This window comes from Aquimarina brevivitae (genome assembly GCF_004216895.1).
GTDB classification, from domain to species: Bacteria; Bacteroidota; Bacteroidia; order Flavobacteriales; family Flavobacteriaceae; genus Aquimarina; species Aquimarina brevivitae.
In genome coordinates this window covers 1,267,952-1,292,761 of record NZ_SGXE01000001.1, presented here as the reverse complement: position 1 = coordinate 1,292,761, position 24,810 = coordinate 1,267,952, and the positions used below count along the sequence as shown (strand labels likewise).

Below are 24,810 nucleotides of genomic sequence, written 5' to 3'. Positions count from 1 at the left end.
GATGAGTGAACAAAAGAATAACATAATCGTTAAATGTGGAGAAGCAAACCATTTCTGTGATAAGAACCAATACAGAGAAGCTTCTTTATGGGAGAAAGTTAAGTTAAACATTCATCTCCTATATTGTAAAGCATGTAGAAAATACTCTTCTAAAAACAACCGCCTTTCCAAACTCATATCGAACTCCGAAGTGCATACTATGGATCCAGGTACTAAAAAAGCACTACAACAGCGAGTGCAAGAAAAACTTGCCGAAAAAGATTAGTTTTTTATAAGATCAAAAAGTGTATACAACGTCAACCACATGACAGGTATACTTTCCACCCAAAAAGCACAATAATATCTAGGCTGTGTTGTTGAAGCCCCCCACAAAAAAGCACCACTTACTAGTGCAATTGCTATTGAAGATGTAATTTCAAAAGATTCCGAAGTGTTTTTAACGATATCTAATACCACAAAAAACAACAAAAGCAAACTTCCTATTATTTTAGTCTTTCTTACCCCAAACTGCTGTGGAATCGTTTTTAATTCCCTAGGGTCGTATGGCAAATCCCTAATCTCAAAAGGCAACATAATAACAACCACTAATAAAAAGCGTTGAATAAATTCAAGCCAAAGGGCGTCTGTAAAATCTAAAAGGGTATACATAGCAGGAACCAGCACAGAGATTCCCGCCCATACCAGAGCTATAATAAAAATTTTAACACCCGCTAAATTTCTAAGATTAGTAGTCTTTGGAAAAACAGGAGCTACATAGAGCAGGGTTAGCAATGCAAAAGGCGCCAAGAACAGCACTATTATAGGATCTAGAAAAAAAAACAAGCCAAGAGCAGCAAGTAAAGCAAGTAATGTAAATAGTCGTATCACCTTCATCGACCTTGTAAGTTGAGGATGATACAAACGAGCAACTTTAGTATACTTTACAAAATTATAGCCTACGATAGCACCGAAAAAATGAAACCCTAAATAGTAATAATTCAGGTGAAAATTATATTTAAGCGCAGTCAAAATTAGCAGTGCACATATCGCTATAGCAACGTGTATACTACTGTTAATATAAAACCTAAAAAACCTTTCAAAAACTTTCACCCTGCAAAAATAAGTTTATTGTTGATAAGATATACTATTAGTTAAAAACTTGCCTTTTACTGTTGGGTAGAATTGCTGATATTTTGGGATATAATGTGTATTTTTGCGCTTTCAATTTCAACTTGTAATTGCTATGCAAACAGATTCTTTTAAATTAAGACATATAGGTCCTTCAAAAAAGGATTTAGAACTTATGCTAAAAACCGTAAATGTCGAATCCATGGAACAATTAATTTTTGAAACGGTTCCGGACGATATTTTATTAAAACACCCATTAAATCTGCCTTCGGCGATGAGTGAGCAAGAATATGCCAATCATATCCATGCACTCTCAGCCGACAACAAGATGTTTAAATCATACATTGGATTGGGGTATCATGAATCCTGTTTGCCGGCAGTGATACAACGAAATATTCTTGAAAATCCAGGATGGTATACTGCTTATACGCCTTACCAGGCAGAAATTGCACAAGGACGCTTAGAAGCACTGCTGAATTTTCAAACTATGATCAGCGACCTTACTGGTATGGAACTTGCTAATGCTTCTTTACTCGATGAGAGTACCTCAGCTGCAGAGGCGATGACAATGTTGTTTGCTGTTCGCTCTAGAGCTCAGAAAAAGGCAAACGTTAACAAGTTCTTTGTTTCTGAAGAATTGCTACCACAAACACTATCCTTACTAGAAACTAGAGCTTTGCCGCTAGACATTGAGCTAGTGATTGGTGACCATAGAACATTTACTTTTGGTGAAGACTTTTATGGAGCTCTTGTACAATACCCTGGTAAGTCAGGCGAAATCTATGATTACGGTGAGTTTATTACCAAAGCGCATCAGGCAGAGATTAAAGTGGCTGTTGCTGCGGATATTCTTAGTTTAGTGTTATTAAAATCACCGGGGAGTTTAGGTGCGGATGTTGTAGTGGGTACTACACAACGCTTTGGGATTCCACTAGGTTATGGAGGTCCACACGCGGCTTATTTTGCTACACGCGAAGAATACAAAAGAAATATTCCTGGACGTATAATTGGTGTAACCCAAGATATCGATGGTAATAGAGCCTTACGTATGGCCTTACAAACCAGAGAACAACACATTAAACGAGATAAAGCAACTTCAAATATCTGTACTGCACAAGTACTACTAGCGGTTATGGCCGGTATGTACGCAGTGTACCACGGTCCTGAAGGACTGAAATACATTGCCAAGAAAGTGCACCAGTCAACAGTTTCAATCGCAGAAAAAATTACAGCACTTGGGTATACTCAACTAAATACTCATTATTTTGATACGATTCGTATATCCGCGGAGGCTTCAACGATTAAAACAATAGCCGAACAAAAAGAGATTAACTTCTACTATCCAGATGAGAATACAGTATCTATTTCGCTTAATGAAGCGGCAACATTAGCTGATCTCAACGCTATAGTTTCTGTTTTTGCGGAAGCTAAAAAGACAAATGCAAACACAATTGAAAACCTAAGCGCTGCTATTGCAATCCCAGAAAATCTAAAAAGAGGCTCTGATTACATGACACATGAGGTGTTTAATAGCTATCATTCTGAAACGGAATTGATGCGTTACATCAAAAAGTTAGAACGAAAGGATTTATCATTAAATCACTCTATGATTGCCTTAGGTTCTTGTACGATGAAACTAAACGCAGCAGCAGAAATGCTACCGCTTAGCGATCCTCAGTGGGGTAATATCCATCCGTTTGTACCAGTAGACCAAGCTCAAGGATATCAAAAAGTATTAAAAAACCTGGAAGATTATTTAACTGAAATTACTGGTTTTTCTGGTACTTCTTTACAACCAAATTCTGGAGCTCAGGGAGAGTATGCCGGACTGATGGTGATCAAAGCCTATCACGAGTCTCGGGGTGATCACCATAGAAACATCTGTTTAATACCATCATCTGCCCACGGTACAAACCCAGCATCAGCAGTTATGGCTGGTATGAAAGTAGTAGTAACTAAAGCTACAGAAGAAGGAAATATTGATGTAGAAGACTTACGTCAAAAAGCAGAGCAGCATAAAGATAATTTAGCTGCCCTAATGGTTACCTATCCTTCGACTCATGGTGTGTATGAATCAGCAATAAAAGAAGTAACTTCGATAGTACACGATAATGGTGGACAGGTATATATGGATGGTGCTAATATGAATGCTCAAGTAGGGATTACAAATCCTGGAGCCATCGGAGCTGATGTATGCCATTTAAATCTACATAAAACATTTGCTATACCACACGGAGGTGGTGGCCCTGGAGTAGGTCCAATCTGCGTTGCCAAGCAACTTGTTCCTTTCTTACCGGGTAACCCAATCATAAAAACAGGAGGAGAACAAGCAATAACAGCAATTTCTGCAGCTCCTTGGGGATCTTCACTGGCTTGCTTAATTTCTTATGGATATGTAAGAATGCTAGGCACCAAAGGCTTGCGAGAAGCTACTGAATTTGCAATTCTCAATGCTAATTATATTAAAGAACGTTTAAAAGGTGGTTATGATGTTTTATACACTGGAGAACGTGGAAGAGCTGCACACGAAATGATTATCGACTGTAGACCTTTTAAGGCTAATGGTATTGAGGTTACTGATATTGCGAAGCGACTGATGGATTATGGATTTCATGCCCCAACAGTATCTTTCCCAGTAGCTGGTACTATTATGATTGAACCTACTGAGAGTGAAAGTAAAGCAGAATTAGACCGATTCTGCGACGCGCTTTTATCCATTAGAAAGGAAATAGATGAAGTTAATGCAGAAGACCCAAATAATGTGATGAAAAATGCACCGCATACCTTAGCTATGTTAACTGCAGATCAATGGGATTTCCCTTATAGTAGACAAAAAGCAGCATATCCTCTTGCATATGTAGCAGACAATAAATTTTGGCCATCCGTAAGACGCGTTGATGATGCTTATGGAGACAGAAATCTAATCTGTACCTGTGCTCCGATTGAGGAGTATATGGAAGAAGCAGAAGCTTAATAGTTTCATTTATATATACAAAGAGGCAACAGATTGTTGCCTCTTTTTTTTACCTATGAAGAGAGATATAACGTCAAGAATGGACCTAGCGCTTTTGATGGAAAAGTTTTATGCTAAATTGCTTCAAGATAAGAAGATAGGTATTTTCTTTACTGAAGTTGTCCCACTCGATTTATCAACCCACCTGCCAATACTTGTTGATTTTTGGGAACAACAACTATTTCATACAGGAAATTACAAAACCAATGTACTACAAGTACATCAACAACTTAATGCATTAAAAAATATCACTCTTACCGATTTCGATCATTGGTTAATGATTTTTAACAATACTGTTGATGAAAACTTTCAAGGAACGCAAGCAGCTATGATCAAAACCAGGGCGCTGTCCATTGCCACGGTTATGAAAATTAAATTATCCGTTTCATAATAGGGCATAAAGTCGAAAAAAGTTATTTTTACCTCCTCAATTACCATCTATGTACGAAGGAAAATTTCCGCATAAGCGATATAAAAAAACACTCGAGTTTTTACTAAAAAATATACCTCCTCCTGCTACGATATTGGATCTTGGAGTTCAGAACCCTTTTGTTCCCTATATGGAAAAATCTGGATACCAAGTAACCAATACCAAAGGTGAAGATCTTGATCTAAAAACTGAAAATATTACTTCGACAGATTCAGATGTGGTTACTGCTTTTGAAATCTTTGAACATCTATTATCACCTTTTACGGTTTTACAAGACATCAAAGCGGATAAATTAGTAGCCTCAATACCGTTGCGACTATGGTTTTCTCCGGCATATCGGAGCAAAACAGACCCTTGGGATCGACACTTTCACGAGTTTGAAGATTGGCAATTTGATTGGTTATTAGAAAAAGCCGGATGGACTATCAAGGCTAGAGATAAATGGACACACCCAGTAAAAAAAATTGGTTTAAGACCGTTATTGAGACTCTTTACTCCACGCTACTATATTGTGTATGCCGAAAGGAAAAAGTAACGCATTGTTAATATGAGAGTATACATTGTCATACCCGCGCATAACGAAGAAAAATATATTGGGCAAACCCTAGATTCCTTGTGTAACCAATCGTTAACCCCCGAAAAAATCTTGGTGGTTAATGACAACTCTACAGATGATACAGAAAAAATAGTAAAAGCTAGTGCTAGCAAATTTGATTTTTTGGATATGCTCACCATTAATTCATCCGAAGAGCATATTCCAGGTAGTAAGGTTATCCAAGCGTTTAATGCAGGCCTAAATGCACTGGATGATCAATATGATATTATTTGCAAATTTGATGCTGATCTTATTTTCCCAGAAAATTATATGGCAACTTTATATCAGCATTTTGAAAATGACCCTAAAGCAGGTATGGCTGGAGGATTTTGTTACATCCAAAAAGGAAAAAATTGGGTTTTAGAAAATCTTACCAACAAAGACCATATTCGGGGGGCATTAAAAGCCTATAGAAAGGATTGCTTTAAAGCCATTGGAGGGCTAAAAGCAGCTATGGGCTGGGATACGGCAGATGAGCTTTTGGCTCAATACCATGGTTGGAAGATCATTACGGATAAAACTTTGCACGTAAAACATCTAAAGCCAACTGGTAAAACCTATGCCAAACAGGCAAAGTATAAGCAAGGTGAAGCTTTTTATAGATTGAGATACGGTACAACGCTAGCACTGATTGCATCCCTAAAGCTTGCCTTTTTAAAAAAGAAACCAGCTTATTTTTTTGATTACTTTATCGGTTATATGAAAGCAAAACGTAATCGAATTGATGTATTAGTTACCAAAGAAGAAGGTGCATTTATTCGAAAACTTCGTTGGCAAAAGATCAAACAAAAACTATTCTAATACGTCCATCAATACTTCTCCACTAGCTCCATTAGGAAAAGCAATACCAAGCAAAGCTGAGATCGTAGGAGCTATATCTATAATTTTTGTTTTTTTAAACGTACTTCCTTGTCTAATTCCATTACCAAAAAACAAAAGAGGTGCATGGGTATCATAGGTCATTCCACTACCGTGGGTAGAACCTGTAAATGAATACGAAATATTAGCTGGATCAAACACAAAAAACACATCCCCACTTCGTTTTTGATGAAATCCTTTTTGTATTAGCGAGGCTATGCCCTGAGTATAGTTAACTGACTCCATATCATCACGGGTATATACCTTGTCAATTTGTTCTTGATTTATCAAATAGTCAGCTAGTACTTTTTGTAATTCAGAAGCATTGATTTTCCTTTTTTCCAGTTGCTTGTAATTAAAAAATATCTGATTATTGGAAATATTTTCAATTATACTATCTGATTTGAATTTATTCCGTAAAAACTCATTTATGTTTTTTTGAAAGGTGTTTTTATACACATACCCCGCTGGAATTTTTACAGATTTTAAATAGGCTGGCACATTAACAGCTCCGTGATCAGCCGTTAAAAATACTGTATACGCCCCCTTACCTACAGTGTTATCTAATTTAGCCAATAATCTAGCTATTTCCTTATCCAAACGGATATAAGTATCCTGAATCTCTTTGGAGTTTACTCCAAAATTATGACCTATGTAATCAGTGCTTGAATAACTGATCGTCAAAAAATCAGTTATCTCATCAGCTCCCAAAGACTCACCATCTATAGCAGCAAAAGCAAAATCTGTAGTTAAGCTATTTCCATAAGGAGAAGACTTTATAATATCGTATCCACCATTAGCCTCCTTAAGCACTTCTAAATCATAAGGAAATGTAGGCGTTTCTTTACCAGTAAACCCACCCTCAAATTTGGTGTCATCGGCACCGCTTTCTATATAAGTTTCAACAGGTTTCAAGGTGTTCCAGACAGTTACATAATTTTCTACAATTCGAGATTTATTAAAATCAACCACCCACTGTGGCAGTTCGTTAACATAGTAATCACTGGTAATCCAATTCCCTTCGTTTTTGCCTCTAAACCAATACGCAGCATTCGCAGTATGACCGGCAGGTAATACAGCTCCTCTATCTTTAATAGACACTCCTATTGTTTTTCCCCTAAACTGTGTATGTAATCTATTTTGGTCGGTTACCGTAGTTGTCAGCATAAGATGAGGTGACATGGTTTCTCCCATATTGTCTGTCCCTACAGGATTTCCTTTAGGGTCGTATGCGCAATACACCGTTTTTTTACTAAACTTATCGTACCAATTATTAGAAATAATACCGTGATTCAATGGTGTGGTTCCTGTATATATGGAAGCGTGACCCGGACCAGTGTAAGTCGGTACATAATTAAAATGATTGTTTTTACAATTGAAACCTTCATTGATTAATCGTTTAAAACCATCATCTCCATAATGATTATAAAAGCGAGTGAGGTAATCGTATCGCATTTGATCTACTACTATGCCGACTACCAATTTTGGATTTTGATTGATTTTATTCTTTTGCTGCCCAAAGCAAACCAAAGTTGCAAGTAAAAAAGTAAAATAAAATAAAGATTTCATGGTAATTATTTAAGTATAAAAGCCAGTATATAACTTTTACAAAAATAAAACTTTAATAGAAGGTTAAATGCTCAAGATATTTTTTTTTCTATTTTAGCCGTAATAACGGTATTCTATGTTCTATCTAGATGATATTGGAAAATATGTTTTAATGCTTAGAGGCGTTTTTAGTCGTATGACTAAACGATCGGTTCTTAAAGATTTAATTTTTAAAGAAATTGATGATCTTATAATTGGTTCTCTTGGGATTACCGTGTTTTTGGCCTTTTTCATAGGGGCAGTAGTTGCGATTCAAACTGCTTTGAATCTTACCAGTCCGCTTATACCAAAAAATTTGATTGCTTTTGCTTCCAGACAGTCTGTAATCTTAGAATTTGCTCCAACATTTATTTCCGTTATCATGGCAGGTAAAGTAGGTTCATTTATCACCTCAAGTATAGGTACTATGCGGGTTACGGAGCAAATAGACGCCTTAGAAGTAATGGGTATCAATTCGTTAAACTACCTCGTTTTTCCAAAAATCATTGCGATGCTAACCTATCCATTTGTGATTGCAATCGCAATGTTTATGGGTATATTAGGTGCTTATGTGGCTGGTGTTTATGGCGGATTTGTATCGAGTACCGAGTTTTTATCTGGATTGCGTGAGGAATTTATTCCTTATCATTTAGTATATGCTTTTATTAAAACCTGTTTCTTTGCTTTCCTATTGGCAACAATACCTTCATTCCACGGGTATTATATGAAAGGAGGAGCCCTCGAAGTAGGAAAAGCAAGTACCACAGCTTTTGTATGGACCACCGTAGTTATTATTATTTCTAATTATATCATCACCCAGTTACTGCTAAGCTAATGATAGAAGTTTTTGATTTACATAAAGGTTTTAATGGTGAAGAAATTCTAAAAGGGATTACTACTAATTTTGAACGAGGTAAAACCAATCTTATTATAGGAACCAGTGGTAGTGGTAAAACAGTATTCCTAAAATGTATGCTTGGACTTTTCAAGCCCGAAAAAGGACGAATCTGTTATGACGGTGAGGCTTACTCTGAGATGGAAGAGGAGGAGCAGCGTAGCCTTAGAGAAAAAATGGGTATGGTTTTTCAAGGTAGTGCACTTTTTGATTCAATGACGGTAGAAGAAAACGTAATGTTTCCGATACGAATGTTTACTCGGCAAGGTAAAGAAGAAATGCTTGAAAAAGCGAATGAAGCAATATCTAGAGTAAATCTTGAGAATGCCAATAAAAAATTGCCTTCAGAAATTAGCGGAGGAATGCAAAAACGTGTTGCCATAGCACGCGCCATTGTTACGCGTCCAAAATATTTGTTTTGTGATGAACCCAACTCAGGTCTGGACCCAAAAACAGCAATGATTATTGATAATCTTATTAAAGAAATTACAGAAGATTATAATATAACTACCGTGATCAACACGCACGATATGAATTCCGTGATGGAGATCGGAGAAAAGATCGTATTTCTTAAAAACGGATACCTGGAATGGGAAGGAGATAAAACCCAAATTTTTAAAACAGATAACGAAGCTGTTACTGAATTTGTATACTCTTCAAACTTATTTAAAAAAGTAAGAGAGGCACAACTCAAAGGTTTGTAAAGCGCCTCTCGTATATACACTTTTGATTTTAGTTTTATTATTTTATTTACTGAACTGCTAGGGTATCTACTTTCATTTCTCTAGTAATCCATTTTCTCAGTCGATCATTTCTAACTTGATTAAGGCTATCTGCTACTTTGAATTTCCATTGCGGAAAAATAGTTTTAACTGTATCTACTTTAAGAAAATTAGACTGAAGAATCTCTGCATATCCCAATTGAGCCAAATCCGGAAATCGAATTTTAGCATCTTTGGCGATGCTTGCATAATTTATCGCAGTACCTTCTTTTCTGACCTCGTTTAATTCAGTTTGCAAACCTGCTATTTGGATATTAAGGTCTTCTACTTCATCTAATAGGCGGTCATTTTCATTTTCGATACGATTCAACTCCTCTAAATATCTATCGTTGATTTTAGATAATTGTTCAACACTATTGGCTTTATTTCCACTTATACTTAATTCAAAATCTTTAATGTGCTCATAGCGTTTCATTTCATTTTTTAGGTAAGTCACCACAGCCTCAGGCACCTCGCCATTAAAGTATAGCCTAATTGTTTTATTGTCGTAGTTATAAAATGGTTTTCTAAGGTCTAAACTTTCATTATTGTCAATAGCATTGATTTTAAAAGCTTTCCAATCTCTATTGGCATTACTTTCATTTAGCGTAATATAAAAGGTATAAATAGCTGGAATAACAACTATAACTGCTAAAAAAGTTGCTAATCTGGCGATCCGTCTTCTTTTTGCCGAATTTGCGTATCGAATCATAGGAAATCGAAGTAGTTTGGCTACGATAAATGTAGATAGCGCTATGAAGATAGCATTGATACTAAATAAATACAACGCGCCCAGAAAAAAACTGGGTTCCCAAACTGCTATACCATAACCTACCGTACATAAAGGAGGCATAAGTGCAGTAGCAATAGCTACTCCAGCAATAGCATTTGGCATAGTTCCCTTTTTGGACTTAGCTACTATTAATGCTAACCCTCCAAAAATAGCAACCAAAACGTCTAAAACGGTTGGCACGGTACGAGCTTCAAGCTCTGGTGTTAATTCTGTTAGCGGAGAAATTAAAAAGTAAAAAGTAGCTGCAAATACACTTAAACCTACCATAACCCCTAAGTTAACTAACGACCGTTTTAAGGTATCAATATCATTAATAGCAATAGACAAACCGATTCCAACAATCGGACCCATTAATGGAGAAATAAGCATCGCTCCAATGACTACCGCTGTACTACTTACGTTTAATCCTATTGAAGCTACAAATATTGAAAATACAAGAATCCAAGCAGTATGTCCTTTAAATGGAATATCTGATTTTACATCCTCTACTGTACGATCTCTATCTGTTTGTGATCGTATATCTAACAACTCACTTAAAAACGCGCTAATACTGGCAAAGAGTCCCTGAGCATCTCTTTTTACCGACTCTGCCATTTCATCCGGAGATTTGGGCGGCTGATTTTGATTTTCTTCCATAATTTAATTAACCGTATTGTTCTCCAAAATTTTTCTTCACCGCGGCCAACACTTGCTTAATATCTTGCTCTTTAGCCTTTGGATAAATCATCAATACTTCTCTTTTATCTATAATAATATAATCCTCAAGTCCATCTACTACTACTACCTTTTTATCGCTAGTGCGAATCATATTACCCCTAGCATCCTGGCTAAGAACCTGAGCATTCACCACTGCATTATCATCTTGATTTTTATCTAACTTATCGTATAAAGAACCCCAGGTTCCCAGATCATTCCAGTCAAAGGACGCTGGTAATACATATACATTATCCGCTTTTTCTAAAATAGCATAGTCGATAGATACATTTTCTGCAGACTGATAATTCAATGTAATGAATTCTTGCTCTTTGGCAGTATTATAAACCGGAGCTCCTTTTTCGAATAAGGAAGTCATCTCATCTTGATACAGTGCAAAAGCTTTAAGGATACTTTTAACACTCCAAATAAATATACCTGCATTCCACAGATAATTACCTGCGGCTACAAATGTTTTTGCCGTCTCATAATCAGGTTTCTCTGTAAATTTTGCTACCCTCTTAATATCCGTAGCTTCTTGTTCATATTTGATATAACCATATCCAGTGTTCGCAAATGTGGGCTTAATTCCTAAGGTCATTAACATGTCCTCATTGCTACATGCAGCAAAGCATTTTTTTAAATCTGCAGTAAAAGCAGCTTCATCTTCAATCCAGTGATCACTAGGAGCAACGACCATAACCGCCTGTGGATTTTCTTTTTGTATTTTCATCGCTGCATACAATATGCAAGGCGCTGTATTTCGCATTGCTGGCTCTGTGACCACCTGTCGCTGCGTAATGCCTGGCAACTGTTCAAGTACTAGGTCATTGTAGCGCTCATTAGTAAGAATAAAAATGTTTTCTTCAGGAACACTTTTTGACAGTCTTTTAAAGGTTCTTTGTAACAAGGTATCCCCAGTACCTAGCATATCATGAAATTGTTTAGGAAAGTCCGTCGTACTTACCGGCCAAAACCGCGAACCAATACCCCCGGCCATAACTATGGCATAATTATTTTTATTCATATTTAATGTAATAGCTCTACTTCTGCATTGGGATTAAACAGGTATATTCGCCCTGTACTCAACTCCACACATTCATAGCGTTTAATTTTTTTATTTCCCTTTTTAAAAATCTTCCCATTATACAATCTAAAGGTACTTCCTAAAGGTAGTTCAAAGATATAATTTTTATCATTCTCCGGATCAAATTGTTTCAACGCCAAAGATAATTTTTCATCAGTATCACTACTGGCTCTAGGATTTTTAAAATGATTGGCAATTGTGGGTAATATTTTTACCGGAAACACCTCTGGGTTAATAAAAGGAAGCATTAATTGTTGAAAAGTTCTCTTCCACTCAATTCCGTGGGGTTTGATATACCTACCATATTTTTGAAAAGCGACCAAATGCGCAATTTCGTGTACCAGTGTAATTAAAAACCGATATTTATTCAAGGAAGCATTTACCGTAATTTGATGTCGTCCATCGGGCATTATTCGATAATCGCCGTGTCTTGTTTTTCTTTCATTGACAATTTTTAAATATACCTCACAATTTACGATTAATTGAAAAGCCATATCTACTGAGCGCTCTGGTATATATTTCTGTAAGATATCTTTCACCTCGGCAAAATAAAAATTTGAATTTATTCTTGGACACAAAGCTAGTATTTTTATTTTGTTGTTTTTTAAAGCCTATTTGAGGTTTTAATTCGTTGTTAATCAATAATTATTATTTTTGTAACCGGAAAAATTGATGTTACGCTTTCAAACATATACGTAAAAGTTAGTTTTAGCGTTATTTAACTTAGATACACAACCCATGAGAATAGTATTGTTTATTATAGTAGTACTTAGTACCTTCACTATAGAAGCGCAGACCAAAGAAGAAAATAAAGATAATCTTATTGAAAAAGAATTGGATCTTCTAGGGGATGATATTCCGAAAAAAAACACTTCTCAGGATAGTACCGCCACAAAAAAAAGTACGGTTGCAGATACCACACAACTTACGGCAGAACAAGAAATAGCGGCAGAAAAAGAGGAAAAACAATTACTTAAAAAAATGGCAAACCAACGTGCTATTGAATTGCAAAATGAATTAAACCTCAGCAATTATGTAAGCCATATGATTGAAAAAGCTATATATAAGTATTCTGTACAAGCTAATAAAGTAATTCAATCACCTGTTTCTAAGCAAGAAAAGTCCATTCAATTAAGCAATATCATTTACTTTCAAAATGAAGAATTTAAAAAGTATATGACGCCCCAACAATTTTATGATTATATCAATTCGTGGCCCAATCGACAATAATATGTATTGTTCTTATAGACAAAGAATAAAGTAACTATCTATAATACAATTAACTAAAACAAAAAAAGAGCGTTGTTTCCAACGCTCTTTTCCTTCACACAAATCATCTTAATTTTTTAGGGCTTACTCTAAAATTAAAACTCACTTTTAAAAAACTTTCATCTTGGGGATAATGAAAGCACTAACTCATTTTCACACTGTAAAGATACAACAAAAACCGAAACTTCCAAATAAAAAATGTATTTTGTCTTATTATACGTGTATTTTAACATAATAAGCAAGCTTATATACTAATTATTGTAGGTTTTTTCGTACGTATTGATATTCTTTTGTTATTTGCGGTGTTGATTACTTTAAACTTCTTTCAGCCAATTCACCTAATAGGAAACTATAGTAATACAGGTTATAACAAAAAAGAGCATTGTTTCCAACGCTCTTTTCCTTCACACAAATCATCTTAATTTTTTAGGACTTACTCTAAAATTAAAACTCACTTTTAAAAAACTTTCATATTGGGGATAATGAAAGCACTAACTCATTTTCACACTGTAAAGATACAACAAAAACCGAAACTTCCAAATAAAAAATGTATTTTATCTTATTATACGTGTATTTTAACACATAATATGCTTTTAATTATATTTATTTGTAGGTATTTTACTACATATTACTGTACTAAGGTGTTTACAATCTGAAATAACTCCTACTCGCCTAATCTAGCAACTTTATCTATTTAATATGAGCATATGGATCTTTATCGGAATGTAGTTAAATGAAAAAAGAGCACTGTTTCCAACACTCTTTTTCTTCACACAAATCATCTTAATTTTTTAGGGGCTTACTCTAAAATTAAAACTCACTTTTAAAAAAACTTTCATCTTGGGGATAATGAAAGCACTAACTCATTTTCACTTTGTAAAGATACAACAAAAACCGAAACCTCCAAATAAAAAATGTATTTTATCTTGTTATTTATGTATTTTAACATATTAAATAGTTCATATATCAATATTTTGTAGGTTTTATCTTACTTTTTGATTAAGATACTCCTTAACTTTGAGACTTATCAAGTTTAAATTGAAATATTCTGCTGCTACTAGATACCAGTGCCACTGGGTAAAAATCATTATATTTAAATTCTTAAAATGTTGTAATTATGAAAAAGGCAGGGAAAATCATAGGCTCTGTACTATTGATCATTGTGCTGACTGGTATAATTTTGTTTAAACGTTATAATAGAAAACAGTCCATCATAAACCAAAATAAAGTGAATAGCGAGCTTGTACAAGCCCGTGAAGACTATCGCAAAAAGCAGGAAGATAGTATTGCTAAAGTAAAAGAAAACACGAGGGATTCTACTCAAAAAGCTCAGCTAAAAGAAAGAGAAAAACAGCTACAGGAGCTTCGAAAAATCAGGGAAGGCTTAAAACAAGAAATTGAAGATAAGAAATAAGAAGTGTCCATGGTGCATAATAGCACTTTAGCCAACGCCACCCATAGTTTAGATTACCTTATTTAAGGAGTACTGCTTGACACCTGTAAGACTTTACCATTATAAAAAGTGTTACCAGTGAGTGCAAAATCTTGGATATAGTTAGCCATCTCCAAGGCCGAGAGTGGTGCTTTGTACCCTGGGAAAGCCTCTTGTAGCATTTCCGTTTGCACAGCACCTAGTGCTAAGGTATTAAAAGCTATTCCTTTTTCCTTATATTCTTCTGCTAACAATTCCATTAAAGTAATTACCGCTCCTTTACTAGAGCTGTAAGCAGCAAGTCCAGGAAACTTCATACTACCCTGTATTCCTCCCATACTACTAATTGTTACTACATGAGCTGAAGCATTCATAAAGGGTAATACTTTTTTTGTAATCGCAGCTACACCAAACACATTAACCTCATACACCGCTTTAAAATCTTCGATGGAAGTTTCTGCAAAAGGTTTGTTTAGCAATTTACCAGCATTATTAATTAACACATCAACTTTACCATCCCAATTTGCCTTAACATATGCTTCCATTTGTTGCAAATCATCCTCCTTACTTACATCAAAAGAAAAGGCACGCACGTTAGTTAAGGCTAAATTTTGAACTGGTTCTTCATTTCGAGATAACGCTAACACTCTATGCCCTTGTGCAGCAAAAAGCTTAACTAACTCTAAACCTATACCGCGACTTGTCCCTGTAATAACAATATTCTTCATGTTTATTCGCCCTCTATTGGTTCTCTTTCATTACAATTTCTTTCTTATCCGTATTGATAATGCTGAGCAATGGAGTCTTCATTTTATCAATCAATTTTGCCATAAACTCATAATTCATATACTCGGCTTCATCGTCTGCGTGATGATAATAGTCATAATTGGTAAAATCAAAAGTAGAAATCGTCTGAGCAGGAATTTTATATTCCTTATAAAAAGGATAGTTATCACTACGTTTAAACAATTGATATTCTTTTGCTTTGGGTAAATAGCCAATGATTTCTTCTTCTGCGTATGCATTAATTTTCTCCGCCATATTCGTCAACTCAAATCCAGTGAGGTAAGCCATATAGGATTTTTCATTTAATGGAACACCGATCATTTCAAAATTAATCATCGTATAGACATCTACATTTTTTTCTTTTAATTTTTTGGCTAAATGAGCAGATCCCAAAAGTCCCATCTCCTCTGCTCCAAATAATACAAAAAGAATACTTCTCTTGTTGGCTTTTTGAGCTGCAAAATGTTTGGCAAGGGTTAATACTGCAGTACTACCTGAAGCATTATCATTTGCCCCGTTAGCTATTGTATCACCACCACTGGGCTTTGCACTACCTATGTGATCTAAATGTGCTCCAATGATTACAAATTCTTTGGCTAAGTCTTTATCTGTACCTTCGAGGTAACCCACGACATTATAAGTTGTTTTACCTTGAGCTTCAAACTCATCAGTGTAAGCATCAAAAAATGGAGTTATCCCCATAGATTTCAGCTCATTGGCAGTATAATCCACTGCTTTTTGATACCCTTCGGTACCTGATTTACGCCCTTGTAGTTCATCAGCTGTTAAAAACGTCATGGTTTCTGAAACATAAATCTTATCCGTAGATTCCATGGCTTGTTGCGCCTTTGCCGGCACTATTGTAACAAAAGCGAATGTTACTACTAATGCGTATTGTAATTGTTTGATTGCTGTCATAACATATTTTTTATAAAGATAAAAAATCCCGTAAGGAATACGGGATTTGTATTATAAACTTGAGAATCGAATTATGCTAACATCGTTACCGGATTCTCCAAATATTGTTTTAAAGTTTGTAAGAACTGTGCACCAGTTGCGCCATCTACAGTTCTATGGTCGCAAGCCAAGGTAACCTTCATCGTGTTTCCTACAACGATTTGACCATTCTTTACCACCGGTTTTTCTACTATAGCTCCTACGGATAAAATAGCTGAATTGGGCTGATTAATTATAGAAGTGAATTCTTGTATCCCAAACATACCTAGATTAGAAACGGTAAACGTACTACCCTCCATCTCATTCGGCGCTAATTTTTTATCTCTAGCTCTTGTTGCTAAGTCTCTAACCTTAATATCAATATCATTGATATTCATCTTATCTGTAAAAGGTAGAACAGGTACTACCAATCCTTCAGGTACAGCTACCGCCACTCCTATACTAATATGTTTGTTGTAAACGGTAACATCATCTTTCCAAGTGGTATTAACTTGTGGATGACGTTTTAGTGCCATTGCACAGGCTTTTACAACCATATCATTAAAAGATACTTTAGTATCTGGTAACTCATTTATTATTTTACGAGAAGATATTGCATTTTCCATATCTACTTCAATGGTCAAATAATAATGAGGAGCACTAAATTTAGACTCAGACAATCGTTTGGCAATCACCTTACGCATCTGTGAATTTTTCACTTCTTCAAAGCTTACCTCTCCAGCAGGTGTAAAGGGCTGAGCAGGAGCAGCAGAAGTTTTTTCTGTCGAGGCTGAAGCCGATTGTGTTTTTTCTTTTGTAGGGGTATATGATTCAATATCTTTTTTAACGATACGACCATTTTCTCCAGTTCCTTTAACATCAGCCAGGTCTATCCCTCGATCTTCTGCTATTTTTTTAGCTAAAGGAGAGGCAAATATCCTTCCTCCTTCTTTATTAGTAGAAGTTTGTTCCTTATTTGTAGTTTTTTCTTTTGAAGTGCTCTTCTCCTCTTTTGAATCCGAGCTATCTTTGGCTTTAGTTTTGTCTCCTGAACTTTTTCCATCTTTAATTCCAGATACATCAGTACCTTCAGGTCCTATAATAGCTAATAAGGCATCTACCGGAGCTGTTTGTCCTTCTTCAATACCTATGTGCAACAACGTACCGCTATAAAAAGACTCAAACTCCATGGTAGCCTTATCGGTTTCTATTTCAGCTAAAATATCTCCTTCTTCAACTTTATCACCTACGGATTTAAGCCAACTTGCTACGGTACCTTCTTCCATCGTATCACTTAGGCGTGGCATAGTAATCACCTCTACTCCTTCAGGAATATCATCATTACCTTCACTAGTAACCGAAGATTCTTCTGCCTTGGCATCTGTTTCCTCTTTTGAATCGTCGTCATTGCTCTCTTTGGAATCACTACTTCCATCAATCAATGCAGAAATATCCTCTCCTTCTTCTCCTATAATGGCCAATAATTGGTCTACAGGAGCGGTATCACCCTCTTCGACGCCGATATGTAATAAAGTTCCTTCATAAAAGGACTCAAATTCCATAGTTGCTTTATCGGTTTCTATTTCCGCTAAGATATCTCCTTCACTTATCTTGTCACCCTTTTGAACTAACCACTTGGCCACAGTTCCTTCTTCCATGGTATCACTTAGTCTGGGCATTTTTATTACTTCAGCCATAAATATCTATAATTTGTGTGGTAAAAATGGATAATCTTCCTGCTCATAAACTACATCATACATCACATTCTTATCTGGGAATGGTGATTCTTCAGCAAATTTTTCGCATTCTTTTACTCTATCTTTTACTCTTTCATCAATAGTTTTGATCTCCTCCTCAGTTGCATATTCTTTTTCTTTAATCACTTCCAACACCTGAGTTATTGGATCTATTTTTTGGTATTCTGCAACTTCATCTTTAGTACGATACTTCTGGGCATCACTCATAGAATGACCACGATAACGATAAGTTTTTAATTCCAAAAAGGTTGGTCCTCCACCGGATCGTGCTCTTTCGATAGCTTCATCTAAGGCTTCAGCTACTTTAACAGGATTCATCGCATCTACCGGACTACACGGCATTTCATAACCTAAACCTAGTTTCCAGATGTCAGTATGATTGGATGTTCTTGCCACAGAAGTACCCATAGCATACCCATTATTTTCAACACAAAAAACAACTGGCAAGTTCCAAAGCATCGCTAGGTTAAATGTTTCGTGTAGAGAGCCTTGTCGTGTTGCCCCATCTCCCATAAAAGTCAAGGTTACGGAATCTCTCTTATGGTATTTGTCTGCGAAAGCTAAACCAGCTCCCAGTGGAATTTGACCTCCAACAATACCGTGTCCGCCATAAAAGCGATGTTCTTTAGAAAAAATGTGCATAGAACCCCCAAGCCCCTGAGAAGTACCAGTTCCTTTTCCATATAATTCAGCCATTACTCTTTTAGGATCCTCTCCCATGCCTATAGGCTGCACATGATTTCTATACGCTGTGATCATTCGGTCTTTAGTAAGGTCCATAGCGTGTAAAGCTCCTGCCAGGATAGCCTCTTGCCCATTGTACAAATGAAGAAAACCTCTTACCTTTTGTTGAATATATACTTGAGCTAGTTTGTCTTCAAATTTACGCCAAAATAGCATTTCTTCATACCAGTTCAGGTATACTTCTTTGGTTATTTCTTTCATAGAAAATGTTCTATTATATCATTTACTTAGTTGACATTTTGTCAACATTATTAGTAATTTAACGAATATGCCCGTAATAAAGGAATAATCGAAACACAAAAATAACATATTAGAAATTAAGGCAAAAGTAGTTTACGTATAAAAATCCACGAAAACGTTAGAGGTAAGAGCTATCAAATGACAAGGGTAAAAGGTCTGCCAGCGAACTGGCTTTAACTACTTTACCAGCTTCTCCCATAAAATAAATTTCAATAGCTTCTTGTTGATGTTGTTCATATTCTGCTATTGCCTGTCTGCAAGCTCCACAAGGAGGAACGGGTTTTACTAATTGATATTTTAAAGATCGTGCGGTGAGCGCCATTTTTTGAATAGGCACCTTCGGAAAGTTTGCCCCTGCATAATATATTGCAGTTCGCTCAGCGCAAAGACCCGACGGATAAGAAGCATTTTCTTGATTATTCCCGGTGACTACCTCTCCATTAGCTAATAAAATTGCAGCACCCACTAAAAATTCTGAATAGGGGGCATAGGCTTTGTCTCTGGCTTCCATAGCTTGTTTCATCAATTGTTGCACTTCCAATTCTACCTCCTGCAATGACTCGAACACTTCTAAGATGGCCTCAATTCTAATTTTTTTCATCCAATATGTTATCCTTACTATTGTACAAGAAACAAAAAAAGTATCAAATCTAATAGACTTGATACTTTTTATATCTTTTAGGAACTATACTATTTAGTCGTAATACTCGTCTCCAAAGTTAAAGGTAAGACCAAAACGCAAAGTGTTTTCTAATGGACTTCTTACTGAGGATGTGGAAAACAAATAAGATATATCAATACCGATAGAAGAGTACTTAAAACCTGCACCCATAGATACAAATTTACGTGCTCCTTTTTCCTCACTTTCATTAAAATATCCTGCTCTAAAGGCAAAAACGTCTCTATACATATATTCTGCGCCTAGAGACCAGGTAATCTCTTTTAACTCTTCACTAAATCCATCAGGCGCATCACCCCAAGAAGAAAAAATGGCTCCGAACGAACTTATATCCTGATATTCTTGTGCATCTTCAGCGTCAATATCTCCATCTCCATCAAAATCTTGAGGTGTTGGAACCAATAGTTTATTAAATTCTATGGAAGGCGTTATTTTGTTGTATTCATCAAAGATAAAATCAAAAGCCGCACCTACCTTAAAGTTAGTTGGGATGAAGTTTTCCTGACCGGCATCATCATACTTGATTTTAGGTCCGATATTGGAAATATTAAAACCTGCTCTCCATCTACCGTTAAAAGAATCATACGCAATTTCATCACTTTGATAAAAACCAGCAATATCAACTCCAAAACTACCTGCTGCTGTTGCGTCAGCTGCATCTTCCGTTTGAAGCCTTAAGTCTGATCTTAAATACCTACCCGCTACAGCCATAGAAAATGTTTCGCTTAATTTCAAAGAATAAGAAAGATCAAAAGTGAATTCATTAGGCTTTTGAGACAAACCAGGGTCATCCGCATTTTGTCTAAATTCAATATCACCTAAGCTAAAATATCTGAAACTGGCAGACATTGCACTTCGCTCATTTATACGATAAGAATAGTTTATATTACCTAAGAATATATCATTTACTAAACTGCTCAAATAAGGTGTATAGTTTACTCCTACATTTTGAGATTGTCTAAGAAAAACTGATTTTGCTGGGTTCCACTGTTGGTTAAATGCATCTGCTGATGTGGCAACCCCTTGATCTGCTAAACCTGCTGCTCTTGCATCTGCAGCAATTAATAGAAAGGGCGTAGCAGTAGTAATAGGTCTATTTTCTTGGGCGAAAGTTTTAAGATTAAAAAAAACCGATAAAACTATCCCAAGGATAATCGTTTTTTTCATAATGTGAAAATTGAATTTTGACAAATATATAGTTATTTAGTAATTAAAGGATAACAAGCTTCTCAAATTTTTCTACTCGCTCATTAGTTAACGTAGATTTTACAGAAATCTTATACACATATACGCCTTTTCCTAATTTATCTCCAAAATCATCGCGTCCATTCCATTGGATATCTTCGCGATAGCTGGTTCTACCAGTCAAGGTTTGATTACGCGTCCATATTACTTTTCCGGATACGGTAAATACCTGAACCTGCACCTCCAGTATGTCAGAAGGAGAGCTACTATGCTCAAACCAAAATTCAGTATGACTTACAAATGGATTTGGATAATTCAACACATTACTCAAGCTAAAGCCTCCATCCTCGGCAACCATAAACTGAATCTCTTGGGTAGAAGAGTTATTATACACATCCCAGCTTTTAAAACTGATCGTGTGTAGGCCTGGATCTAAGTCTTTGAAATTATAGTTAACGGTTCCACGCGTATAATCGTCCAATTCGGTCTCGTAAAAATCATTTAATACAATTGGATTGGCTTGGTCATCATCTAATATTGCTATTATATCATGTCCTATACCACTAGCAGTGTTAATTCCATTAGCATCTTGTAGTTTAGCAATTAATACAGGTGCATTACTAGTAACGCCTCCAGAAATAAAGCTTTCATCATTCATAAACAGTTGAATTTGAGGTCCTGTATTATCTTCTGGAGCATCTTCATTTACGCCCCCGATTAAAATAGTTTTGTTAGCACCACTTTGATCATCTAATTCACCTGATTTAGAAGCATAAAAACTAAGCTTACCTTGTCCTACGGGAATAGCAATGTCTCGAGGTACTACAAATTCATAATTAAAAACGCCGTTTTGCACCGAAGCTTTTCCTCTAAAAAGAACCGCACCTAAGGTTTGATAATTTAGTTTAATCAACTCCCCTTGACTATTTCGCACACCATCATTGGCCAGTGTGACTCTGTCAATTGGTTTATCATAAATAGTGGAAAAAACTACTCCATTATAATTAGATAAGCGGTTGCCTACTGCATCTACCACTTCACCAGTAATTTTTATCTTACTAAGTGCTTTGAGCGTATCTGTGGGTTGAGTTATAGGGACATCATTTATTTGTGTTAGCCTAACGTTAGGTTTCGGGATAGCCATTTTCATAGCAGGATCTCCAAAAAAGAATACCACTCTTTTACTATTTGTGGTATATGAATTTTTTAGCTGACGCACTGCTTCTCCAACTGTTGGGTATTCATTTCCATCTGGAAACAAGAATGCACTTAAACGGTCATTAACTGATATCCCAAAGGTTACAATCACATCTCGGGTAGTGCTTATCAATCCTACCACACCACCTTCATTATTCCAGTACATAAACTCACCAGCAGAAGGCCGTAATGGATTATCAAACTTTGTAAACTCGCATGTTACGGTTATTAAAAATGGATGTTTATTTGTATTAGCCAATCCTACCGCATCGGATTTAGTAAATATAAATTCCTTCGCTAAACCGTCTTCTCCCCCGTGTCCAAAATAATCAATAGCCAAAGCCCCGCTTTCTATGGTTTCCACGATATCTTTATTGACCGTAGGATATCTTGCTCCGGAGGTTGAAGATTCCTGTTGATAGGAATCCGCGTAGATTTTTGCGATATTAAAAAATGGCTTTCGCTGATCTAAATCTTGTCCTAGTTCATCTAAATTTCGCTGAATGGTCTCTTCCCAATCGTCATCTACATCATCCGCAATTAATAACATTGCGTTTCTCCATCTACCATACGACTGTTCTTTACTATAATTTATAATTTTAGTCACCATTGCATTGGCTAATTGTGGAGTATCTGCAATTATTCTACCGATAGCAATATCAGTTAAATCAGAACCAGGCATTCTACCCTCTTGCGGATCCATGCAACCGTAAAAATCATCCGTTGCAAATGAACTCACCAATGAAAAACTACTAAGGCTTTCAAAAGTCGGCACGATGTTGTTATTATCTCTAAGTCTATCTTTATAATCAACCGAAGCATCTCCTAGTAAACACAAAAACTTTAACGCTTCCTCAGGCTGGGAAGCGTTATCATATATATATTTTACGACGTTTCTGATGGCTGCTACGTCTTGTTTTCCGCTACTAAACTCATGATAAATTTTATCCAAGGTTAACACCTTTACATTAAAGTTATTAGTAGTTCTATGATGTTCTGCTAGTCGATTAGCGGCAGCAATTAAATTTTGATGAGTTATAATCAAATAATCAATATCCTCGAACTGACCTTGTTCATTGCGAAAAATAGTCCCCTTTATATTTTGATTATTTACAATCCTAGTGTTGTCTATGAAAGGTGTAAAGTAATCCTCTGAAATTACAGCTACAAACTGTCTTTCTTCTCCTAATGTACTTTTAAAAGAAAGCGTATTAGCGCCTGTATTATTTTCAATTACCCGTATAGCCGAAAAATCAGTAACATCCCATATTTCATCATAAACTGAAGCATTAGTAAAAGTATATTCTCCAATTCCGGATACCGTAGCTACTTGATCATTTGAAAATCTGAATTGCTTACCTGTACCTGCTAATAAGCGTTCGGCCTTTAAACTAATAAAATCTAAATAGCCCGTTGCTGTTGGATTTCCATTGTTAAAATAAGTCAATGTTACCTTTGCCTGATCAGAATTTGAGTTGACAGTAGCATTGAGCTCCCTTCCAGAAGCTAGAGTGGTTCCACTTATTGCTGAAAAATTTAGCGAACCTACATTCTGGTCATTAAATTGCACTGTCATACTTGTGCTTGACTCCGCTGTGGATGCTGCCAACACCCTTAGTTCTATAGGTGTTGATGTAACTAGATTTGGAAAATCAAATGAATATTCTCTATTTCGCTGCACATCGAATCGGTCCCCAAACCATCTTCGCCCTAATTTGACTAAATTTTCATTATCAACTTCGTAAAATTGATAATCTGTAAAAGTGGTAAGCTGCAGCGTAGGATCTCCAGTAGGCTCAATATAAGGAGCTACTCGCTGTCCACTATTTGTACCATAAGTAACATAATAATACGACTTATCCTCATATAAATTAAGGTTGGTCTGATTTTCTTCGCTAAAACCCTGAGTACCTTCGGCATAAAATAAAATATGATCTGAACCGGAAAAAGTACCATCTCCTCCACCAATAACTTTAATAGCATTCTCTTGCAGATCAAAAAACTGATTTTCCTGATTTAATAAGGGTAGCATTTTACCACCGTTACCATATATCTTAATGGTTTGTGGGTCAATGTTTGCCACATCCATTCCTAAATCAGCTAAAAATCCTGGAGTTATTTTATGTACTCCGCTTTGGGTTACATAAAATCTAAACCAATTACCCGAGGCTAAGACTGAATTAGTCACCGCTAGTTTACGCCTACCTTTTGAAGTTGTCAAGTAATCATAGCGAAAGGTTAGTGAAGTAACTTTTTTGTATTGATTATTTGAATATACTATAGGAGAGAATTGCAACGCTGCCTTATTCCTAAACCGTGCTCTATTTCCAATTAAAGTAAATGAAACCTTGGCAGGTACACTTTTAACCTCTAAGCCCTTTAGCTCCTCTTTGGTTATTGTTTTATATGTTATATCAACTATCTCAACTGAACTAGGATCAACATATCGATAATCGTCCCAACCATAATTATACAATACACCTTCATTGGGATCATAGCTAAAAAATTGATCTTTAAACCCTGGAATCCTTTCCGTATTCGTACCTGATCCCACTACGATATCTTTCCAATCAATTTGTATATTAATTGTTTTTTGACTATATAATGATAGAGTCAGAAAAAAAATGTTTACTAATAAAATACTTCGCTTCATAGAAAAATAACGGGTTTCACACCTTTTTTAGTACTTTTGCAATTATTGATTTTCATCAAAAATAATAATAAACTAAAGAATTTTGCGTTAGAGCAAAAGTTATTGCAAATACT

General features: G+C 35.9%; 21 protein-coding genes. 9 read left to right on the top strand and 12 right to left on the bottom strand.

What is annotated here, in order from left to right:
- Position 1: 1 nt before the first annotated feature.
- Complete coding sequence (locus tag EV197_RS05500; protein ID WP_130285725.1) at positions 2-265, top strand: hypothetical protein; 264 nt, start codon at positions 2-4, stop codon at positions 263-265.
- Here the strand turns inward: EV197_RS05500 and EV197_RS05495 are convergent.
- A complete protein-coding gene (locus EV197_RS05495; protein ID WP_130285724.1) occupies positions 262-873 on the bottom strand; it encodes a UbiA prenyltransferase family protein in 612 nt (203 codons plus the stop codon). The genes EV197_RS05500 and EV197_RS05495 overlap by 4 nt on opposite strands.
- A 349-nt stretch (positions 874-1,222) precedes the next feature.
- Between EV197_RS05495 and gcvP the strand changes: the two genes are divergently transcribed.
- Genes gcvP through EV197_RS05475 form a run of 4 tightly spaced genes read left to right on the top strand, consistent with a single transcriptional unit; the run spans position 1,223 to position 5,946 of the window.
- Entirely contained in the window at positions 1,223-4,081 is a 2,859-nt protein-coding gene (gene gcvP / locus EV197_RS05490) for an aminomethyl-transferring glycine dehydrogenase (protein WP_130285723.1), read from the top strand.
- A 55-nt stretch (positions 4,082-4,136) separates the two neighbouring features.
- The gene (locus EV197_RS05485; protein ID WP_130285722.1) at positions 4,137-4,511 is read left to right on the top strand and encodes a group III truncated hemoglobin; all 375 of its coding nucleotides are present in this window, start codon (positions 4,137-4,139) and stop codon (positions 4,509-4,511) included.
- 49 nt (positions 4,512-4,560) lie between these two features.
- On the top strand, positions 4,561-5,085 hold the full coding sequence (locus EV197_RS05480) for a class I SAM-dependent methyltransferase (protein WP_130285721.1): 525 nt from the start codon (positions 4,561-4,563) through the stop codon (positions 5,083-5,085).
- A 12-nt stretch (positions 5,086-5,097) separates the two neighbouring features.
- Positions 5,098-5,946, top strand: coding sequence for a glycosyltransferase family 2 protein (locus tag EV197_RS05475; RefSeq protein WP_130285720.1), 849 nt, complete (start codon positions 5,098-5,100; stop codon positions 5,944-5,946).
- On the opposite strand, the gene pafA is transcribed toward EV197_RS05475, so the two are convergent.
- Complete coding sequence (gene pafA, locus EV197_RS05470; protein ID WP_130285719.1) at positions 5,938-7,572, bottom strand: alkaline phosphatase PafA; 1,635 nt, start codon at positions 7,570-7,572, stop codon at positions 5,938-5,940. The genes EV197_RS05475 and pafA overlap by 9 nt on opposite strands.
- A gap of 115 nt (positions 7,573-7,687) precedes the next feature.
- On the opposite strand from pafA, the gene EV197_RS05465 reads away from it, so the two are divergent.
- Entirely contained in the window at positions 7,688-8,425 is a 738-nt protein-coding gene (locus tag EV197_RS05465; protein WP_130285718.1) for an MlaE family ABC transporter permease, read from the top strand.
- Positions 8,425-9,189: an ABC transporter ATP-binding protein gene (locus tag EV197_RS05460; protein ID WP_130285717.1), complete on the top strand. Its 765-nt coding sequence runs from the start codon at positions 8,425-8,427 to the stop codon at positions 9,187-9,189. Before EV197_RS05465 ends, EV197_RS05460 begins: the two co-directional genes overlap by 1 nt.
- Positions 9,190-9,235: 46 nt before the next feature.
- On the opposite strand, the gene EV197_RS05455 is transcribed toward EV197_RS05460, so the two are convergent.
- The 3 genes from EV197_RS05455 to EV197_RS05445 are packed head-to-tail and all read right to left on the bottom strand — an operon-like array spanning position 9,236 to position 12,358.
- Entirely contained in the window at positions 9,236-10,675 is a 1,440-nt protein-coding gene (locus tag EV197_RS05455) for a DUF389 domain-containing protein (RefSeq protein ID WP_130285716.1), read from the bottom strand.
- A 7-nt stretch (positions 10,676-10,682) separates the two neighbouring features.
- On the bottom strand, positions 10,683-11,759 hold the full coding sequence (locus tag EV197_RS05450) for a mannose-1-phosphate guanylyltransferase (RefSeq protein ID WP_130285715.1): 1,077 nt from the start codon (positions 11,757-11,759) through the stop codon (positions 10,683-10,685).
- A gap of 2 nt (positions 11,760-11,761) precedes the next feature.
- A complete protein-coding gene (locus EV197_RS05445) occupies positions 11,762-12,358 on the bottom strand; it encodes a SprT-like domain-containing protein (RefSeq protein ID WP_130286194.1) in 597 nt (198 codons plus the stop codon).
- Positions 12,359-12,557: 199 nt separating this feature from the next.
- Here EV197_RS05445 and EV197_RS05440 point away from each other — a divergent pair, with 199 nt between their 5' ends.
- Both EV197_RS05440 and EV197_RS05435 read left to right on the top strand, forming a co-directional pair.
- A complete protein-coding gene (locus EV197_RS05440) occupies positions 12,558-13,049 on the top strand; it encodes a hypothetical protein (protein ID WP_130285714.1) in 492 nt (163 codons plus the stop codon).
- Positions 13,050-14,205: 1,156 nt separating this feature from the next.
- Complete coding sequence (locus EV197_RS05435; RefSeq protein WP_130285713.1) at positions 14,206-14,502, top strand: hypothetical protein; 297 nt, start codon at positions 14,206-14,208, stop codon at positions 14,500-14,502.
- Positions 14,503-14,564: 62 nt separating this feature from the next.
- Here EV197_RS05435 and EV197_RS05430 read toward each other — a convergent pair whose 3' ends face one another.
- The 7 genes from EV197_RS05430 to porU all read right to left on the bottom strand — a co-directional run bounded on the left by EV197_RS05430 (position 14,565) and on the right by porU (position 24,697).
- Entirely contained in the window at positions 14,565-15,248 is a 684-nt protein-coding gene (locus EV197_RS05430) for an SDR family NAD(P)-dependent oxidoreductase (protein WP_130285712.1), read from the bottom strand.
- A 13-nt stretch (positions 15,249-15,261) separates the two neighbouring features.
- Positions 15,262-16,224 carry a M28 family metallopeptidase gene (locus tag EV197_RS05425; RefSeq protein ID WP_130285711.1) on the bottom strand — a complete coding sequence of 321 codons (963 nt, stop codon included), beginning with the start codon at positions 16,222-16,224 and terminating at the stop codon, positions 15,262-15,264.
- Positions 16,225-16,295: 71 nt separating this feature from the next.
- The gene (locus tag EV197_RS05420) at positions 16,296-17,939 is read right to left on the bottom strand and encodes a pyruvate dehydrogenase complex dihydrolipoamide acetyltransferase (RefSeq protein WP_130285710.1); all 1,644 of its coding nucleotides are present in this window, start codon (positions 17,937-17,939) and stop codon (positions 16,296-16,298) included.
- A 6-nt stretch (positions 17,940-17,945) separates the two neighbouring features.
- The gene (gene pdhA / locus EV197_RS05415) at positions 17,946-18,944 is read right to left on the bottom strand and encodes a pyruvate dehydrogenase (acetyl-transferring) E1 component subunit alpha (protein WP_130285709.1); all 999 of its coding nucleotides are present in this window, start codon (positions 18,942-18,944) and stop codon (positions 17,946-17,948) included.
- Positions 18,945-19,101: 157 nt separating this feature from the next.
- Positions 19,102-19,584 (bottom strand): cytidine deaminase, encoded by a 483-nt coding sequence (gene cdd, locus EV197_RS05410; protein WP_130285708.1) that lies wholly within the window; start codon positions 19,582-19,584, stop codon positions 19,102-19,104.
- Positions 19,585-19,677: 93 nt separating this feature from the next.
- Entirely contained in the window at positions 19,678-20,829 is a 1,152-nt protein-coding gene (gene porV / locus EV197_RS05405) for a type IX secretion system outer membrane channel protein PorV (RefSeq protein ID WP_130285707.1), read from the bottom strand.
- A gap of 43 nt (positions 20,830-20,872) precedes the next feature.
- A complete protein-coding gene (gene porU, locus EV197_RS05400) occupies positions 20,873-24,697 on the bottom strand; it encodes a type IX secretion system sortase PorU (protein WP_130285706.1) in 3,825 nt (1,274 codons plus the stop codon).
- Positions 24,698-24,810 lie beyond the last annotated feature (113 nt).

Coding starts and splice junctions, on each gene's coding strand:
- EV197_RS05440 (WP_130285714.1), top strand. CDS start 12,558: ATGAGAATAGTATTGTTTATTATAGTAGTACTTAGTACCTTCACTATA.
- EV197_RS05460 (WP_130285717.1), top strand. CDS start 8,425: ATGATAGAAGTTTTTGATTTACATAAAGGTTTTAATGGTGAAGAAATT.
- porV (WP_130285707.1), bottom strand. CDS start 20,829: ATGAAAAAAACGATTATCCTTGGGATAGTTTTATCGGTTTTTTTTAAT.
- cdd (WP_130285708.1), bottom strand. CDS start 19,584: ATGAAAAAAATTAGAATTGAGGCCATCTTAGAAGTGTTCGAGTCATTG.
- pafA (WP_130285719.1), bottom strand. CDS start 7,572: ATGAAATCTTTATTTTATTTTACTTTTTTACTTGCAACTTTGGTTTGC.
- EV197_RS05420 (WP_130285710.1), bottom strand. CDS start 17,939: ATGGCTGAAGTAATAAAAATGCCCAGACTAAGTGATACCATGGAAGAA.
- EV197_RS05500 (WP_130285725.1), top strand. CDS start 2: ATGAGTGAACAAAAGAATAACATAATCGTTAAATGTGGAGAAGCAAAC.
- EV197_RS05465 (WP_130285718.1), top strand. CDS start 7,688: ATGTTCTATCTAGATGATATTGGAAAATATGTTTTAATGCTTAGAGGC.
- EV197_RS05485 (WP_130285722.1), top strand. CDS start 4,137: ATGAAGAGAGATATAACGTCAAGAATGGACCTAGCGCTTTTGATGGAA.
- EV197_RS05425 (WP_130285711.1), bottom strand. CDS start 16,224: ATGACAGCAATCAAACAATTACAATACGCATTAGTAGTAACATTCGCT.
- pdhA (WP_130285709.1), bottom strand. CDS start 18,944: ATGAAAGAAATAACCAAAGAAGTATACCTGAACTGGTATGAAGAAATG.
- EV197_RS05475 (WP_130285720.1), top strand. CDS start 5,098: ATGAGAGTATACATTGTCATACCCGCGCATAACGAAGAAAAATATATT.
- porU (WP_130285706.1), bottom strand. CDS start 24,697: ATGAAGCGAAGTATTTTATTAGTAAACATTTTTTTTCTGACTCTATCA.
- EV197_RS05435 (WP_130285713.1), top strand. CDS start 14,206: ATGAAAAAGGCAGGGAAAATCATAGGCTCTGTACTATTGATCATTGTG.
- EV197_RS05455 (WP_130285716.1), bottom strand. CDS start 10,675: ATGGAAGAAAATCAAAATCAGCCGCCCAAATCTCCGGATGAAATGGCA.
- EV197_RS05450 (WP_130285715.1), bottom strand. CDS start 11,759: ATGAATAAAAATAATTATGCCATAGTTATGGCCGGGGGTATTGGTTCG.
- EV197_RS05480 (WP_130285721.1), top strand. CDS start 4,561: ATGTACGAAGGAAAATTTCCGCATAAGCGATATAAAAAAACACTCGAG.
- gcvP (WP_130285723.1), top strand. CDS start 1,223: ATGCAAACAGATTCTTTTAAATTAAGACATATAGGTCCTTCAAAAAAG.
- EV197_RS05495 (WP_130285724.1), bottom strand. CDS start 873: ATGAAGGTGATACGACTATTTACATTACTTGCTTTACTTGCTGCTCTT.
- EV197_RS05430 (WP_130285712.1), bottom strand. CDS start 15,248: ATGAAGAATATTGTTATTACAGGGACAAGTCGCGGTATAGGTTTAGAG.